Source organism: Ensifer sp. 2TAB8 (assembly GCF_052115125.1).
Lineage (GTDB): Bacteria > Pseudomonadota > Alphaproteobacteria > Rhizobiales > Rhizobiaceae > Ensifer.
This window is the reverse complement of record NZ_JBFRGB010000001.1, coordinates 347,519-361,627: the sequence shown is the minus strand read 5'-3', so window position 1 is coordinate 361,627 and position 14,109 is coordinate 347,519. Positions and strand designations below refer to the sequence as shown.

The 14,109-nt window shown below is 62.9% G+C and carries 14 protein-coding genes; 10 read left to right on the top strand and 4 right to left on the bottom strand.

All coding sequences use genetic code 11. The annotated features are described in order from the left end of the window. Nucleotides 1–30: 30 nt before the first annotated feature. From AB4Z53_RS01825 to glcF, 4 genes are all read left to right on the top strand, one after another. Entirely contained in the window at nucleotides 31–1,470 is a 1,440-nt protein-coding gene (locus tag AB4Z53_RS01825; protein WP_441594371.1) for an FAD-binding oxidoreductase, read from the top strand. Beyond that, entirely contained in the window at nucleotides 1,467–2,678 is a 1,212-nt protein-coding gene (gene glcE, locus AB4Z53_RS01820; protein WP_441594369.1) for a glycolate oxidase subunit GlcE, read from the top strand. The genes AB4Z53_RS01825 and glcE overlap by 4 nt, the downstream gene beginning before the upstream one ends. Before the next feature lie 30 nt (nucleotides 2,679–2,708). Next, the gene (locus AB4Z53_RS01815; RefSeq protein WP_113536319.1) at nucleotides 2,709–3,089 is read left to right on the top strand and encodes a DUF4870 family protein; all 381 of its coding nucleotides are present in this window, start codon (nucleotides 2,709–2,711) and stop codon (nucleotides 3,087–3,089) included. A gap of 117 nt (nucleotides 3,090–3,206) precedes the next feature. Further along, on the top strand, nucleotides 3,207–4,502 hold the full coding sequence (gene glcF, locus AB4Z53_RS01810; RefSeq protein WP_441594367.1) for a glycolate oxidase subunit GlcF: 1,296 nt from the start codon (nucleotides 3,207–3,209) through the stop codon (nucleotides 4,500–4,502). Nucleotides 4,503–4,565: 63 nt separating this feature from the next. On the opposite strand, the gene AB4Z53_RS01805 is transcribed toward glcF, so the two are convergent. Together AB4Z53_RS01805 and AB4Z53_RS01800 are read right to left on the bottom strand one after the other, a co-directional pair. Beyond that, the gene (locus AB4Z53_RS01805) at nucleotides 4,566–5,261 is read right to left on the bottom strand and encodes a L,D-transpeptidase (RefSeq protein WP_441594365.1); all 696 of its coding nucleotides are present in this window, start codon (nucleotides 5,259–5,261) and stop codon (nucleotides 4,566–4,568) included. A 181-nt stretch (nucleotides 5,262–5,442) separates the two neighbouring features. Then, nucleotides 5,443–6,228 carry a L,D-transpeptidase gene (locus AB4Z53_RS01800; RefSeq protein WP_291149371.1) on the bottom strand — a complete coding sequence of 262 codons (786 nt, stop codon included), beginning with the start codon at nucleotides 6,226–6,228 and terminating at the stop codon, nucleotides 5,443–5,445. A 252-nt stretch (nucleotides 6,229–6,480) separates the two neighbouring features. On the opposite strand from AB4Z53_RS01800, the gene AB4Z53_RS01795 reads away from it, so the two are divergent. Then, nucleotides 6,481–7,125 carry a DNA-3-methyladenine glycosylase I gene (locus tag AB4Z53_RS01795; protein ID WP_441594363.1) on the top strand — a complete coding sequence of 215 codons (645 nt, stop codon included), beginning with the start codon at nucleotides 6,481–6,483 and terminating at the stop codon, nucleotides 7,123–7,125. 57 nt (nucleotides 7,126–7,182) lie between these two features. Here AB4Z53_RS01795 and copM read toward each other — a convergent pair whose 3' ends face one another. Together copM and AB4Z53_RS01785 are read right to left on the bottom strand one after the other, a co-directional pair. Beyond that, nucleotides 7,183–7,569, bottom strand: a complete 387-nt coding sequence (gene copM / locus AB4Z53_RS01790; RefSeq protein WP_441594361.1) for a CopM family metallochaperone — start codon at nucleotides 7,567–7,569, stop codon at nucleotides 7,183–7,185. Nucleotides 7,570–7,678: 109 nt separating this feature from the next. Beyond that, nucleotides 7,679–8,107: a hypothetical protein gene (locus tag AB4Z53_RS01785; protein WP_441595214.1), complete on the bottom strand. Its 429-nt coding sequence runs from the start codon at nucleotides 8,105–8,107 to the stop codon at nucleotides 7,679–7,681. A gap of 426 nt (nucleotides 8,108–8,533) precedes the next feature. Between AB4Z53_RS01785 and hisS the strand changes: the two genes are divergently transcribed. The 5 genes from hisS (at nucleotide 8,534) to AB4Z53_RS01760 (ending at nucleotide 14,062) form a co-directional block, all read left to right on the top strand. After that, nucleotides 8,534–10,045: a histidine--tRNA ligase gene (gene hisS / locus AB4Z53_RS01780; RefSeq protein ID WP_441594359.1), complete on the top strand. Its 1,512-nt coding sequence runs from the start codon at nucleotides 8,534–8,536 to the stop codon at nucleotides 10,043–10,045. A gap of 5 nt (nucleotides 10,046–10,050) precedes the next feature. Beyond that, a complete protein-coding gene (locus tag AB4Z53_RS01775) occupies nucleotides 10,051–11,193 on the top strand; it encodes an ATP phosphoribosyltransferase regulatory subunit (RefSeq protein WP_441594357.1) in 1,143 nt (380 codons plus the stop codon). Further along, the gene (gene hisG, locus AB4Z53_RS01770) at nucleotides 11,190–11,885 is read left to right on the top strand and encodes an ATP phosphoribosyltransferase (protein ID WP_441594355.1); all 696 of its coding nucleotides are present in this window, start codon (nucleotides 11,190–11,192) and stop codon (nucleotides 11,883–11,885) included. Before AB4Z53_RS01775 ends, hisG begins: the two co-directional genes overlap by 4 nt. A 156-nt stretch (nucleotides 11,886–12,041) precedes the next feature. Further along, nucleotides 12,042–12,749, top strand: coding sequence for a glutathione binding-like protein (locus AB4Z53_RS01765; RefSeq protein ID WP_223726561.1), 708 nt, complete (start codon nucleotides 12,042–12,044; stop codon nucleotides 12,747–12,749). A gap of 89 nt (nucleotides 12,750–12,838) precedes the next feature. Then, nucleotides 12,839–14,062, top strand: coding sequence for an NAD(P)/FAD-dependent oxidoreductase (locus tag AB4Z53_RS01760; protein WP_441594353.1), 1,224 nt, complete (start codon nucleotides 12,839–12,841; stop codon nucleotides 14,060–14,062). Nucleotides 14,063–14,109 lie beyond the last annotated feature (47 nt).

Below are 14,109 nucleotides of genomic sequence, written 5' to 3'. Positions count from 1 at the left end.
GAACCAATTGACATGCGGCCGGAGGCATTGATGGCGGAGACGATCGGTTTTCTGCAACCGAAACAGGCTGTTATCGCCCGACGTCGCGAGATTGTCGCCGACCTCGCCGACCTGTTGCCCGAGAACTGTTTGATCAGCGACGAGCGCGGGTTGAAGCCCTTCGAGACCGATGCCTTCATCGCCTATCGTCGCATGCCGCTTGCGGTTGCCTTGCCGGAAACGACCGAGCAGGTCGCCGCTCTTCTCAAATATTGCAGCCGCTATGGCATCCCGGTCGTGCCGCGCGGTGCCGGAACCTCGCTTTCGGGCGGCGCCATCCCGCAGGAGGATGCGGTCGTCATCGGCCTTTCGAAGATGTCGCGCATTCTCGATGTCGATCTCTTCAATCGCACGGCAACCGTCCAGGCGGGCGTTACCAACCTCAACATCTCCGAAGCCGTTTTCGCCGACGGTTTTTTCTATGCGCCCGACCCGAGTTCGCAGCTTGCCTGCACGATCGGCGGCAATATCGGCATGAATTCCGGCGGCGCCCATTGTCTGAAATATGGCGTCACCACCAACAATCTGCTCGGCGTGAAGATGGTGCTGTTCGATGGCACCGTGATCGAGCTCGGCGGCAAGGGGCTGGATGCGGCGGGTTATGATCTGCTCGGCCTCGTCTGCGGCTCCGAGGGACAGCTCGGCATCGTGACCGAGGCGACGGTGCGGCTGATCGCCAAGCCGGAGGGCGCCCGCCCCGTGCTGTTCGGCTTCGCCTCATCGGAAGCGGCCGGTGCCTGCGTCGCCGACGTCATCGGCTCCGGCATCATCCCCGTCGCGATCGAGTTCATGGACAAGCCGGCGATCGAGATCTGCGAAGCCTTTGCCCATGCCGGCTATCCGCTCGACGTCGAAGCGCTGCTGATCGTCGAGGTCGAGGGTTCAGAGCCGGAAATGGACGCGATGCTCGCCAGCATCGTCGCGGTTGCGCGCCGTCATGGGGTCGCGACCATCAAGGAATGCCAGTCGGCGATGGAAGCGGCCGCAATCTGGAAGGGGCGGAAGTCCGCCTTCGGGGCCACCGGTCGTATCGCCGATTACATCTGCATGGACGGTACGGTGCCGCTCAGTCAGCTCTCGCATGTGCTCGCCCGCACCGGCGAGATCGTCGCTGGCTATGGTCTGCGCGTCGCCAATGTCTTCCACGCCGGTGACGGCAACATGCATCCGTTGATCCTCTATAACATCAACGACCCGGAAGACGCGGCGCGTGCCGAGTCCGCCGGCAACGATATCCTCAAGCTCTGTGTCGATGCTGGTGGCTGCCTGACGGGCGAACATGGCGTCGGCATCGAAAAACGAGATCTCATGCTGCACCAGTACAACCAGGTCGACCTCGACCAGCAGATGGCGGCGCGGGCCGCTTTCGATCCGAAATGGATCCTCAATCCGTCCAAGGTCTTCCCGCTCGAAGGACGTCCCGCCGCATGATCGTGCATTTCGAACCGGCAAGCGAAGAGGGGATTGCGACCGTCGTTCGCGCGATGGCGGCCGACAAGGCCTCGCTTGCAGTGATCGGCGGCAACACGCGCTCGGGTCTCGGCAATCCCGTGCGCGCCGACCGTGTGCTGTCGACGCGCCGCCTCTCCGGCATCGTCAGCTACAAGCCAGCCGAGATGACGATCACTGCGCTGTCCGGAACGCCGCTGCGCGAGATCGAAGACGCACTGGGTGAGAACCGGCAGATGCTTGCCTTCGAACCGATGGACCATCGGCCGATCTTCGCCTCGTCCGGAGAGCCGACGATCGGTGGTGTCTTCGCCGCCAACGTCTCCGGTCCCAGGCGTTACGTTTCGGGCGCTGCCCGCGACAGTCTGCTCGGTGTTCGCTTCGTCAACGGTGGGGGCGAGGCGATCAAGGCCGGAGGGCGGGTGATGAAGAACGTCACGGGCCTCGATCTGGTCAAGCTTCTGGCCGGCTCGCACGGCACGCTCGGCATCCTCACCGAAGTCACCTTCCGCGTCCTCCCGTTGCCGCCGGCGTCCCAGACCATTGTGGTGTCCGGGCTCAACGATGCCGAAGCCGCGGCAGTCATGGCCGAGGCGATGGCGCAGACCGTGGAGGTTTCCGGTGCCGCGCATCTGCCCGAGAGCGTGCGTGGACGGTTCCTGGATGGCAGCCTTCCGGATGGTGCGGCCACCGTGCTGCGGCTCGAAGGGCTGGAGGCATCCGTTGCGATCAGGGCTGAAAAGCTGATGAAGGCGGTCGGTCGCTTCGGCGCGGTGACGCGTCTCGATCCAGCGCAAACAGCAAAGCTTTGGACTGAGATCCGCGACGTCAAACCCTATGCCGACGGCAGCAAGAAGCCGCTTTGGCGCGTGTCTGTCGCCCCATCGCTTGGCCATCAGCTGGTGGCCGCACTTCGGCTGCAAACCGGCGTCGATGCCTTCTATGATTGGCAGGGCGGTCTCGTCTGGCTGCGCATGGAGGCAGACCCGGAAGCGGAACTCGTGCGCCGCTACATCAAGGTACTCGGCGGCGGTCACGCGAGCCTCTTCAGGGCGGAAGACGCCTATCGTGCCGCCATTCCGTCGTTTGAACCACAACCCGTAGCCGTGGCACAATTGAGCGAACGCGTTCGCGCGAAGTTCGACCCGCACCGGATCTTCAATCCGGGCCGCATGGCTGCGGTCTCCTGAGGCGCGCGTGATGGAACATGGGAGGAGTTGATGAGCGATAATGGTCCGCAGACGCCGTTTTCCCGCGAGACCGATCGCTGGCTCGAGCCGGGCAAGATCAACGTCCAGGTGATCTATGTCCTTTATCTCGTGGGCTTTGCGGTAGGGATCACCCCGATCATCGGCGTCGTGATGGCCTATCTCAATCGCGGCAAGGGGGCACCCTGGGTCGAGACGCACTATGTCTGGGCAATCCGGACCTTCTGGATCTCGCTGTTGTTCCTGTTGATATCGTTGTTGCTGACGGTGGTGCTGGTCGGCATCCTCGGCTTTATCGCCACCGCCGTCTGGATCGTCGTGCGCTGCGTCGTCGGCCTGCAGCGGGCCGCGCGTCAAGAGCCGATCACCAATCCCGAAGCCTGGATGGTGTAAGCCACGGCGCAAACCCTGAAGCCGGTTCCGGTTGAAGGATGCTGAAATCAGAATGCTGCGGTGACCGAGCACGTCGCAAGGGCGCGGTGCCGCAGAACCGGAGAGTGGAGTTCGCGTTTGCAGACCAATTTTACCCCCGCGCAGCTTGCCGACCCGCATGTGGCCGAATCCGAGGCCATCCTGCGCAAATGCGTACATTGTGGCTTCTGCACCGCGACCTGTCCGACCTATGTCACGCTTGGCGACGAGCTCGATAGTCCGCGCGGGCGCATCTACCTCATCAAGGACATGCTGGAAAACGACAGGGCCGCCGACAAAGAAACGGTCACCCATATCGACCGCTGCCTCTCCTGTCTCGCCTGCACCACCACCTGTCCCTCCGGTGTCGACTACATGCACCTCGTGGACCACGCGCGCGTCCACATCGAGAAAACCTATCGCCGTCCGTTCAAGGACCGGCTGGCGCGTTCCGTGCTGGCGGCCGTGCTGCCCTATCCCCAGCGCTTCCGCCTGTCGTTGAAGGCGGCCGGCCTTGTCCGGCCCTTCGCAGGCTTCATGAAGCGCATGCCGTTGCTGAGGACCTTTGGCATCATGCTCGATCTGGCGCCGAGCGCGGTGCCGCAGCCCTCCCCATCGGCAATTCCCGGCACCAACTCGCCCAAGGGCAAGCGCGTCGGTCGGGTCGCGCTCTTGTCGGGCTGCGCGCAACCGGTGCTGAAGCCGGAGATCAACGAGGCGACGATCAGGCTGTTGACGCGCTTTGGCGTCGAAGTCGTTGTTTCGGCCGGTGAAGGCTGCTGTGGCGCCCTGGTGCACCACATGGGGCGCGAGAACCAGGCACTTGATGCGGCGCGCCGCAACGTCGACGCATGGCTCAAGGTCGCGGACGAAGGTGGGCTCGATGCCATCGTCATCACCGCATCAGGCTGCGGAACGACGATCAAGGACTACGGCCACATGCTGCGGCTCGATCCTCTCTATGCGGAAAAGGCGGCACGGGTCTCGGCTCTGGCCAAGGACATTACCGAGTATCTGTCGACCCTCGACCTGCCTGAGCAGGATGCGCGCGGCATGACGCTCGCCTATCATTCCGCCTGCTCGATGCAGCACGGCCAGAAGATCACTTTTGTGCCGAAGCAGCTTTTGAAGCGCGCCGGTTTCGTCGTCCGCGATCCGGCGGAAGGGCACCTCTGCTGCGGCTCGGCCGGCACCTACAACATCCTGCAGCCGGAAATCTCGGCGAAGCTCAAGGCGCGCAAGGTCAAGAATATCGAGGCGACGAGGCCGGACGCGATCGCAACCGGCAATATCGGCTGCATCACCCAGATCGCCAGCGGCACCAAGATCCCCATCCTTCATACGGTCGAACTGCTCGACTGGGCCTATGGCGGGGCGAAGCCCCAGGGGCTCTGAGGATAAAGAAAAGGCCGGCTCCGCAAGGAGCCGGCCTTCTTAATGGATTGTCTTCGATGGCTATCAGCCGCCAAAGATCTGGCGGAAGATGTCGACGCCGCGATCGTCGAAATAGGTGTCGCCCGGCTTGCTGCCGGGACCGATGACGATGACCTTGGTGCCGACATCGGCGCGATCGTAGAGATGTTCCACGTCTTCGTTCATCATGCGGATGCAGCCCGACGACATGTTCTGGCCGATGGTCCAGGGCTGATTAGTGCCATGGATGCGGAAGATCGTGTCGCGGCCGCCCTTGTAGAGATACATGGCGCGGGCGCCGAGCGGGTTGTCGATGCCGCCTTCCTGGGTGACCGGAAGAATGCGGCCCTTGGCAGCTTCGCGGCGGCGCATTTCCGCCGGTGGCGTCCAGGTCGGCCATTCGGCCTTGCGGCCGACCTTTACCACACCCGACCAGCCGAAGCCGTCGCGGCCGACGCCGATGCCATAGCGCGTCGCGCGGTTCGGACCGTCGATATAGTAGAGATACTTGTTGTTGGTATCGACGATGATCGTGCCGGGAACTTCGTCGGTGCGGAAGCGAACCTTGGTGCGCCAAAATTGTTTTGCCGGCTTCTTCGGGGTGGCCACGAGTACAATGTCAGTGGACTTGACCCTGGTCCCGGTCGTTGGCGCCGGCGTAAAAGCCGAGGCGCTTGCGGCGGCAAGAATAGTACTGGCCGCGATGGCGATCGCGACCATTTTGCTGGCATGACGGTTCATATATGATTCCCTCTAAACCCTCGTTGCAGGCAAGCTATGCAAAATGCCGCGAAGTTCAAGCCTGCGATACAGCCGGCGGACCGCCGGACTTGTATCTGTTCATGTTGCTGTTGCCTGAAAATCACGCATAGGCAACAGCAACACGTGCGAGGGGGAGGAAATATTCTATGCGATGCTCCAATTATATGACGATAACCTTCGTGCCCAATTTCACGCGCTCGTAGAGGTCGACGACGTCTTCGTTGCGCATGCGGATGCAGCCGGAAGAAACGGCATAACCGATGGTCCAGGGCGCATTGGTGCCGTGGATGCGGTAGAGCGTCGAGCCGAGATACATGGCGCGTGCGCCAAGCGGATTTTCAGGGCCGCCGTCCATGCGTGCCGGCAGATAGTGTCCCTTGGCCGCCTCGCGGGAGATCATTTCCTGTGGCGGTGTCCAGCTTGGCCATTCCGCCTTGCGGGTGACCTTGTGCGCGCCCGCCCATTCGAAGCCCGGCTTGCCGACGCCGACACCATAGCGCCGGGCCTCACCGTTGCCGGTGACCAGATAGAGGAAGCGGTTGTTCGTATCGATGACGATCGTGCCCGGCTTTTCCTTGCTCTCATAGGCAACCGTCTGCGGCAGGTACTGCGGGTCGAATTTCGACTTGACCGGGCGCTGGGCGCGTGTGGCGTTCGCCGGCTGGATCAGCGGATTGATGACGCGGCGCTTGGCCTGCGGCTGGGTGACCTGCGGCTGGCCAACCTGTCCCTGATAATACTGTTTTCGGGTGGCGGCCGGAATCTGCTGCCGATACATGACCTGCCGCGTGCGGGTCTGCTGCCCGCCGAGCTGCATCACCCAGGGGGCGGTGAGGTCGGGGCTGACCACAACGGGGGGGCGGTTTTGATACCGGTCCTGCGCCTCGGCCTGGCCGGCGACGAGGGGCAGAACGGAGGCGGCTATAAGAAGGGATTTTTTCAACATCGGACGGACTCGCTACCTTTCGCCGAAATTCATCAAGGGGGCGCAGACAGCCGAAGAACCGGACGCTCGAGCGGGGGTATGCGCCTTGGCAATGGCGCGATCGTGTCACCGGGGGGCCACCGAATGGTAAACGGCGCTTCATTAAAAGGCGAAGGCGCCGATAAAGCTTTGGGTAGGGTTATCCGCCGCTTTAGGAATCTGGTTTGCAAATGGTAAAGGCATGGAAATGACGAGTTTGGAGCGAGGAAAACGATGACGGCCAAGGGCATAGTGATCGGCGAGGACGGACTTCAGCGCTGCGCCTGGCAGGGCAACCTCGACGACTATCGACGCTACCACGACGAGGAATGGGGGCGTCCGGTCACCGACGATCGCCGCCTGTTCGAAAAGATCTGCCTCGAGGGTTTCCAGTCCGGCCTGTCATGGCTGACGATCCTGCGCAAGCGCGAGGCGTTCCGCGCCGCTTTTGCCGGCTTCGATTTCGACGCGGTCTCGATGTTCGACGAAGCGGATATCGAGCGCTGCCTTGCCGATACCGGCATCGTGCGCCACCGTGGCAAGATCGTCTCGACCATCAACAATGCGCGTCGTGCACAGGAGTTGAGGCGGGAATTCGGTTCGCTCGCAGGCTACTTCTGGTCATACGAGCCGCAGGCAGCCGAGCGCCCGCAAGTGGTGACCTACGAGGCGATCGCATCCAATCCGACGACGCCGACCTCGACCCGGATCTCCAAGGATCTGAAGAAACGCGGCTGGACCTTCGTCGGCCCGACGACGATCTACGCCTTCATGCAGGCGATGGGGCTCGTCAACGATCACATCGAAGGCTGCCATTGCCGTGTCGTTGTCGAAGAGATGCGTGGCAAGCTCGCAAGACCGAGCGCTCGGGTGGCTTGAACAAAGTGTCCATCGTCGGTCTGGCGATGGGCGTTTCCCGGCAGCGGAGATTGCGGGTCAGCCGCCGTTCTTCGCTAGCCACTCCTTCATCATCCTTATCTCGCCTTCCTGCGCCTTGATGATCTCTTCCGCCAGTTTGCGGATCGTTTCATCCTTGCCGTATTCGAGCTCGACCTTGGCCATCTCGATGGCGCCCTGGTGGTGAGCGATCATGCCGCGCACGAAGTCGATATCCGCCTTGCCGGTATAGGCGATGTCCATGTCCTTGTGCATGCGGGCGTTGGCTTCGGCAAAGGCCTTGCTTGCGGGCGATGCGTCGCCCGCCGGGCCCGGAGCTTCCGCGGAGCCGTGATGCATGGTGCCGTGGCTCATCTCTTCGGCCATTGCCGGAAAGCCGAGACAGGCGGCAAGCGCGAGGGTTGTCGTCAACGGTTTCAGCGACATGGCGCTTCTTCCTTCTGCAATGGGCAGCCCCCGAGGAGCGTTACCAAGGCGTAATCCTTCGGACTATTTCAATCTAGGGAAGGGGTGCCAGCGGTTTCACGTCTTGCGCTCAAGCGCAGAGCATCACGCGTTCGCGCGGAAAGGCGAAAATACCCTGCAGAACATCCACCCCATCAGGCGCGTCGAGCACGGATTGACCGATGCACAAGAGCTGGGCCGCTTGCGACGTCGGCGCGCGCACCATGGCGGTAAAGCAGAACGACGATGACGAGGCGGTCGCCTGTTCGAGGATGTTGAGCACGGTCGGGCGATCCTTGCGGTCATAAGCGCGTACCAGGTCGATGACACCGCAGGAGGAGGTTGATGTGCCGAGAAGGGCGGCGGTTTGTTGGCCCAGCTGGAAGATGCCGGTCGCGAGATCGCAGCGCCACGCTTCCATGAGGTAGGTTCCCTCGTCGAGCGACCGCATCCAATTGTCATGTGCGGCCAGATGGCCGGGCTGGATAGCTCCGCAGCCAGGTGTCATGAATCTCAGCATGATACCCATTCCTTCTCTTCGCGTCGCGCTCGACACCTCTTTGCATATGGCCATCAGACCCGGGAAGTGGATCGCCGCGACATCTTTGCCGTTGGGATGTTTGCCCGATGCTGTCATGGCATCCGGAAATCATCGGTGCGCACGCGGAGACCGGAAGATAGCCGATCACCACCGTGTTCGGAACGTCGCCGATGGATCGAGCGATAAACTTTTAGTGATTAATTCCGTCTTAATGCGCCTTAGGGTTGAGGTGGCGAGTGACGGTCAGATGATGTCGGGCGACTCGAACTTGGCCCGAAGTCGGACGGCCCGACAAATCGCCTCGTGATCAGCCCGCAGAACGCTTTGCGCGGTCCAAACCCTTGCCGCCCCTGCCTTGATCCGATAGGGAAAGCTCCAAACCCGCTGACAGTCCGGAATGCTCCCATGACCGAGAAACAGAAGAAACCGCAGAAGCTCAAGGCGCGCCTTCCGCGCGGCTTCGTCGATCGCTCCGCCGCCGATATCCGCGCGACCGACGAAATGATCGGCAAGATCCGTGCGGTCTATGAGCATTATGGTTTCGATCCGGTCGAAACGCCGCTGTTTGAATACACCGATGCGCTCGGCAAGTTCCTGCCCGACAGCGATCGGCCGAACGAAGGCGTCTTCTCGCTGACGGATGATGACGACCAGTGGATGTCGCTGCGCTACGACCTGACGGCGCCGCTGGCCCGCCACGTCGCCGAGAACTTCAACGAAATCCAGCTGCCGTTCCGCACCTACCGTGCCGGCTACGTCTTCCGCAACGAGAAGCCGGGCCCGGGTCGCTTCCGCCAGTTCATGCAGTTCGACGCCGATACGGTCGGTGCCGCCGGCGTCCAGGCGGACGCCGAAATGTGCATGATGATGGCCGACACGATGGAAGCGCTCGGCATTGCGCGCGGCGACTACGTGATCCGCGTCAACAACCGCAAGGTGCTCGACGGCGTCATGGAGGCGATCGGCCTTGGCGGCGGCGACAAGGTAAATGCCCGCCTGACGGTGTTGCGCGCCATCGACAAGCTCGACAAGTTCGGCACCGAAGGTGTGCGGCTCCTGCTCGGCGATGGCCGCAAGGATGAAAGCGGCGACTTCACCAAGGGCGCGGGCCTGAGCAGCGAGCAGATCGACAAGGTGCTCTTCTTCGTCGGCATCACGGACTATGCGACAAGCGCTGCCGATCTCGCAGCCCTCGTCGCTGGAACGGCCAAGGGCGGCGAAGGCGTCGAGGAACTGAATACCATCCGCAGCTTGGTCATGAGCGCCGGCTACGAGGCCGACCGCATCAAGATTGATCCTTCGGTCGTGCGCGGTCTCGAATACTACACTGGCCCGGTCTTCGAGGCCGAGTTGCAGTTTGCCGTCACCAACGAGAAGGGCGAGAAGGTTGTCTTCGGTTCGGTCGGCGGCGGCGGCCGTTATGACGGCCTCGTTTCGCGCTTCATGGGCCAGCCGGTGCCGGCGACCGGCTTCTCGATCGGCGTTTCGCGTCTGATGACGGCGCTCAAGAACCTCGGCAAGCTCGGTGCCTCGGAAGTGATCGCTCCGGTCGTCGTCTGCGTCATGGACCGCGACATCGACAGCATGGGCCACTACCAACGCTTCGTGCAGCAGCTGCGCCATGCCGGCATCCGCGCCGAAATGTACCAGGGCAACAAGAAGAACTTCGGCGATCAGCTGAAATATGCCGACCGCCGTGGTTCGCCGCTGGCCATCATCCAGGGTGGCGACGAACGCGCAGCGGGTGTCGTGCAGATCAAGGATCTGATCGAAGGCAAGCGCCTGTCGGGTGAAATCGAGGACAATGCGGCCTGGCGCGAGGCGCGCGTGGCCCAGGTTTCCGTTCCGACGGCCGAACTGGTCGAAAAGGTACGCGAGATGCTGGCGGCCCAGGCCGAGGATCGGGCAAGGGGCTGACGGTCATGGCCCTCATCAATCTGCCTGCTTTCGCCGACGACCTGCTTGCCGATTTTGAAAGCCTCGGCACGCTGCGCGTCGACACACCGGTGATCCAGCCGGCCGAACCTTTCCTCGCCATGGCCGGCGAGGATCTGCGCCGCCGCATCTTCATGACCGAGAGCGAGACCGGCGAAAGCCTGTGCCTGCGTCCGGAATTCACCATTCCCGTCTGCCTTCGCCATATCGAGGCGGTGACCGGCACGCCGAAGCGCTACGCCTATCTCGGCGAAGTCTTCCGCCAGCGCCGTGAAGGCGGAAACGAATTCTACCAGGCCGGCATCGAGGATCTCGGCGATACGGATATCGCTACCGCCGATGCACGCATCGTCGGTGACGCGATGCGCGTCGTTGCCAACCGCTTGCCGGGGCGACGGCTCAACGTGACGCTCGGCGACCAGGCGGTGTTCGAAGCCGTCGTCGGTGCCTGCGGTCTGCCGGCCGGCTGGCAGAAGCGGTTGATCCATGCCTTTGGTGACCAGAAGCACCTGCAGAAACTGCTGACGGAACTCGCGCATCCGCGCACGGTCGGCGTTTTCGGTCCCGAAGTGGTGCGCCTGTCGATGGACGGTCTGCTCGAAGACGAAGCCGGTCTCGTCGCCCACATCGGCGAAACGATGGAAGCAACCGGCTACTCGACCAATGCCAGCCGTTCGCCACAGGACATCGCCCGGCGGCTGAAGGAGAAGATGGAACTGGCGAACACGCGGCTCGACCGCAAGACGCTGGATCAGGTTGGTGCGTTTCTGTCGCTCGACGTGCCGCTCGCCGATGCGCCGGCGGCGCTCTTTGCCTTCGCGCAGAAATCCGGCCTCAAGCTCGATGAGGCGCTCGTCCGCTTCGATGCCCGTGTTGCAGCCCTTTCCAAGGCGGGCGCCGACATCGGCGCGATCCGTTACCGCGCGGCTTTCGGCCGTCCGCTCGACTACTATACCGGTCTCGTCTTCGAAGTGGAGGTCGCCGGCATCCAGGCCGTTCTGGCCGGCGGCGGTCGCTTCGACCGGCTGCTGACGCTGCTTGGCGCCCGCGAACACATTCCCGCCGTCGGCTTCTCGCTCTGGCTCGACCGCATCGAAAAGGCGATTACCTCCCAGGGAGGCGTTCAATGACGATCACCGTCGCGCTGCCGTCCAAGGGGCGGATGAAGGATGACGCCTCGGCGATCTTCGAACGGGCCGGCATGAAGATCGTTGCCGTCGGCAATGACCGCTCCTATCGTGGCCGGGTCGAAGGTTCGGACGATGTGGAGATCGCGTTCCTGTCCGCGTCCGAGATTTCCCGCGAGCTTGGCAATGGCTCGATCGATTTCGGTGTCACCGGGGAGGATCTGGTGCGCGAGGGGCTTGCCAATGCCGATGCCCGCGTCGAGTTCTGCGCCCGTCTCGGTTTCGGTCACGCCGATGTCGTCGTCGCCGTGCCGGAGATCTGGTACGACGTCGATACCATGGCCGACCTTGGTGACGTTGCTGCGGACTTTCGCGCCCGCCACGGCCGCCGCCTCGCGATCGCCACCAAATACTGGCGGCTGACGCAGAACCACTTCTCCGGTAGCCACGGCATCCAGCTCTACCGCATCGTCGAGAGCCTCGGTGCGACCGAAGGCGCGCCGGCGTCCGGCTCCGCCGACATCATCGTCGATATCACCTCGACCGGCTCGACGCTGAAGGCGAACCATCTGAAGATCCTGACGGACGGCGTGATCCTGCGTTCGGAAGCCTGTCTGGTGCGGGCGCGCAAGCCTGCGCACGATGGCGACCCCGTGGTGGCGCGGGTTGTCGCGGCAGTCCGCAGCGTGCTTTGACGCTGCGGCGGGCAGGGGAAGACCCACGACAATCCTGGCGTTCTCAGAGACCTGCAAAAATAAAGTAGGTCCCTCAAAAAGTGAACCCTCCGCTCCTATGTAAGTCGTGCGGACGGCACTGTGCCGTTCCTCGCCCTTCCGTTCCAGGAGACATTCATGGCCGATCTTTCCGCCTTTCCGATCACCAAGCGCTGGCCGGCGAAAAACCCCGATATCATTCAGTTATATTCGCTGCCGACGCCCAATGGCGTGAAGGTCTCGATCGCGCTCGAAGAGTTGGGCCTGCCCTACGAGCCTCACCGGGTCGCCTTCGATGCCAACGAGCAGAAATCGCCGGAATTTCTCTCGCTCAATCCGAATGGCCGCATCCCGGCAATCATCGATCCCAACGGTCCGGAGGGAAAGCCGATCGGTCTCTTCGAGTCCGGCGCGATCCTGATCTATCTGGCGGAAAAGACTGGAAAGCTGCTGCCGGTGGACGCGGCCGGCCGCTATGAGACGATCTCCTGGGTGATGTTCCAGATGGGTGGCATCGGTCCGATGCTTGGTCAGTTCGGCCATTTCTTCAAGTTTGCGGCCGACAAGGTCGCCAACAATTCCTATCCCGTCGAGCGTTACCGTGACGAATCGAAGCGTCTTCTCGGCGTGCTCGAAGCGCGCCTTGAGGGGCGGCAATGGCTGATGGGCGACGAATACACGATTGCCGACATCGCAACGTACCCTTGGGTCGAAGGCGCTCGCAGGTTCTATGGCGGCGCCGACGTCCTGGATTACAAGGCCTTTCCAAACGTGATGGCCTGGGTCGAGCGCGGCCTGTCGCGGCCTGCGGCTCTAAAGGGCATGGAAGTGCCGCGCAAGGAATAGCAATCGTGATGGCCCTGTGCCTGAGTTGACGAAGCTCGGGCGCAAGGCTAGGCCTTGCTGTACAGACGAATAAGAAGCAGGTGGGAAGCGTGACGGGAAGGCTTGTAGTTGTCGGTGGCGGTCAGGCCGCCTTTGCCCTGGTTGCCAAGCTGCGTGCCCTGAAGGACGAGCGGCCGATCACGATCGTCGCCTCGGAAGCGAGCCTGCCCTATCAGCGCCCGCCGCTTTCCAAGAAATACCTTTTGCGTGAGATGAGCCTCGACCGGCTGCTCTATCGTCCGGAGGCCTGGTACGGCGAGCACGATGTTGACGTGCGCCTTGAGACGACGGTAACCGGCCTCGATCGCCCCGGCAAGCGCGTGATGCTCAGCGACGGGACGTCGCTCGACTATGAAGTGCTGGCCTTGGCCACCGGCGCCACGCCGCGCCGGCTGCCCGCCGCAGTTGGTGGGGACCTCGAAGGTGTCTTCGTCGTGCGCGACTTCAAGGACGCGGATCACCTTGCCGAGGAAATGAAGCCCGGCCGGCGCGCCCTTGTCGTCGGTGGTGGCTACATCGGCCTTGAAGCGGCGGCGGTCGCACGAACCTGCGGGCTCGAGGTCACGGTCATCGAGATGGCCGATCGTATCTTGCAGCGCGTCGCCTCGTCGGCAACCTCCGGTCTCGTGCGCGACATTCACCAGTCCCGCGGCGTCGATATCCGCGAGGCCACCGGCCTCAACCGCCTCGTCGGCGAAAATGGCCGGGTGATCGCAGCGGAATTGTCCGACGGATCGACCTTGCCGGTCGATGTCGTCATCGTCGGTATCGGCGTCACCGCCAATGACCGCCTGGCGCATGATGCAGGGCTGGAAACCGCCGGCGGCATCGTCGTCGATGCGTTCGGGCGAACCGCCGACCTAGCGATTTTCGCCATGGGTGATTGTGCCGTGCTTCCCTGGGAAGACCTGCGCATCCGGCTGGAATCGGTGCAGAACGCTGTCGACCAGGCCGAGGCCGTCGCGGCGATCCTCGCCGGCGGCGAACACCCCTATGAGCCGAAGCCCTGGTTCTGGTCCGATCAGTACGACGTCAAGCTGCAGATCGCCGGCTTCGGCCTTGGTCATGACGAAACGATCGTCAGGCCCGGCCAGCGCGAGGGCAGCGTGTCCGTCTGGTATTTCAGGCAGGGACGGCTTGTCGCTGTCGATGCGATCAATGACGCTAAGGCCTATGTGACGGGCAAGAAGCTGCTTGAAACCGGCATCAATCCAGACCGGGCCGTCATTGCCGATCCTCAGTCGGACCTCAAGGCACTGCTCTCCCAGCCCTGAGCGGCAGAACTACGCCTGGCGGCGCTTTCCGCGAACTGCAACTTGCA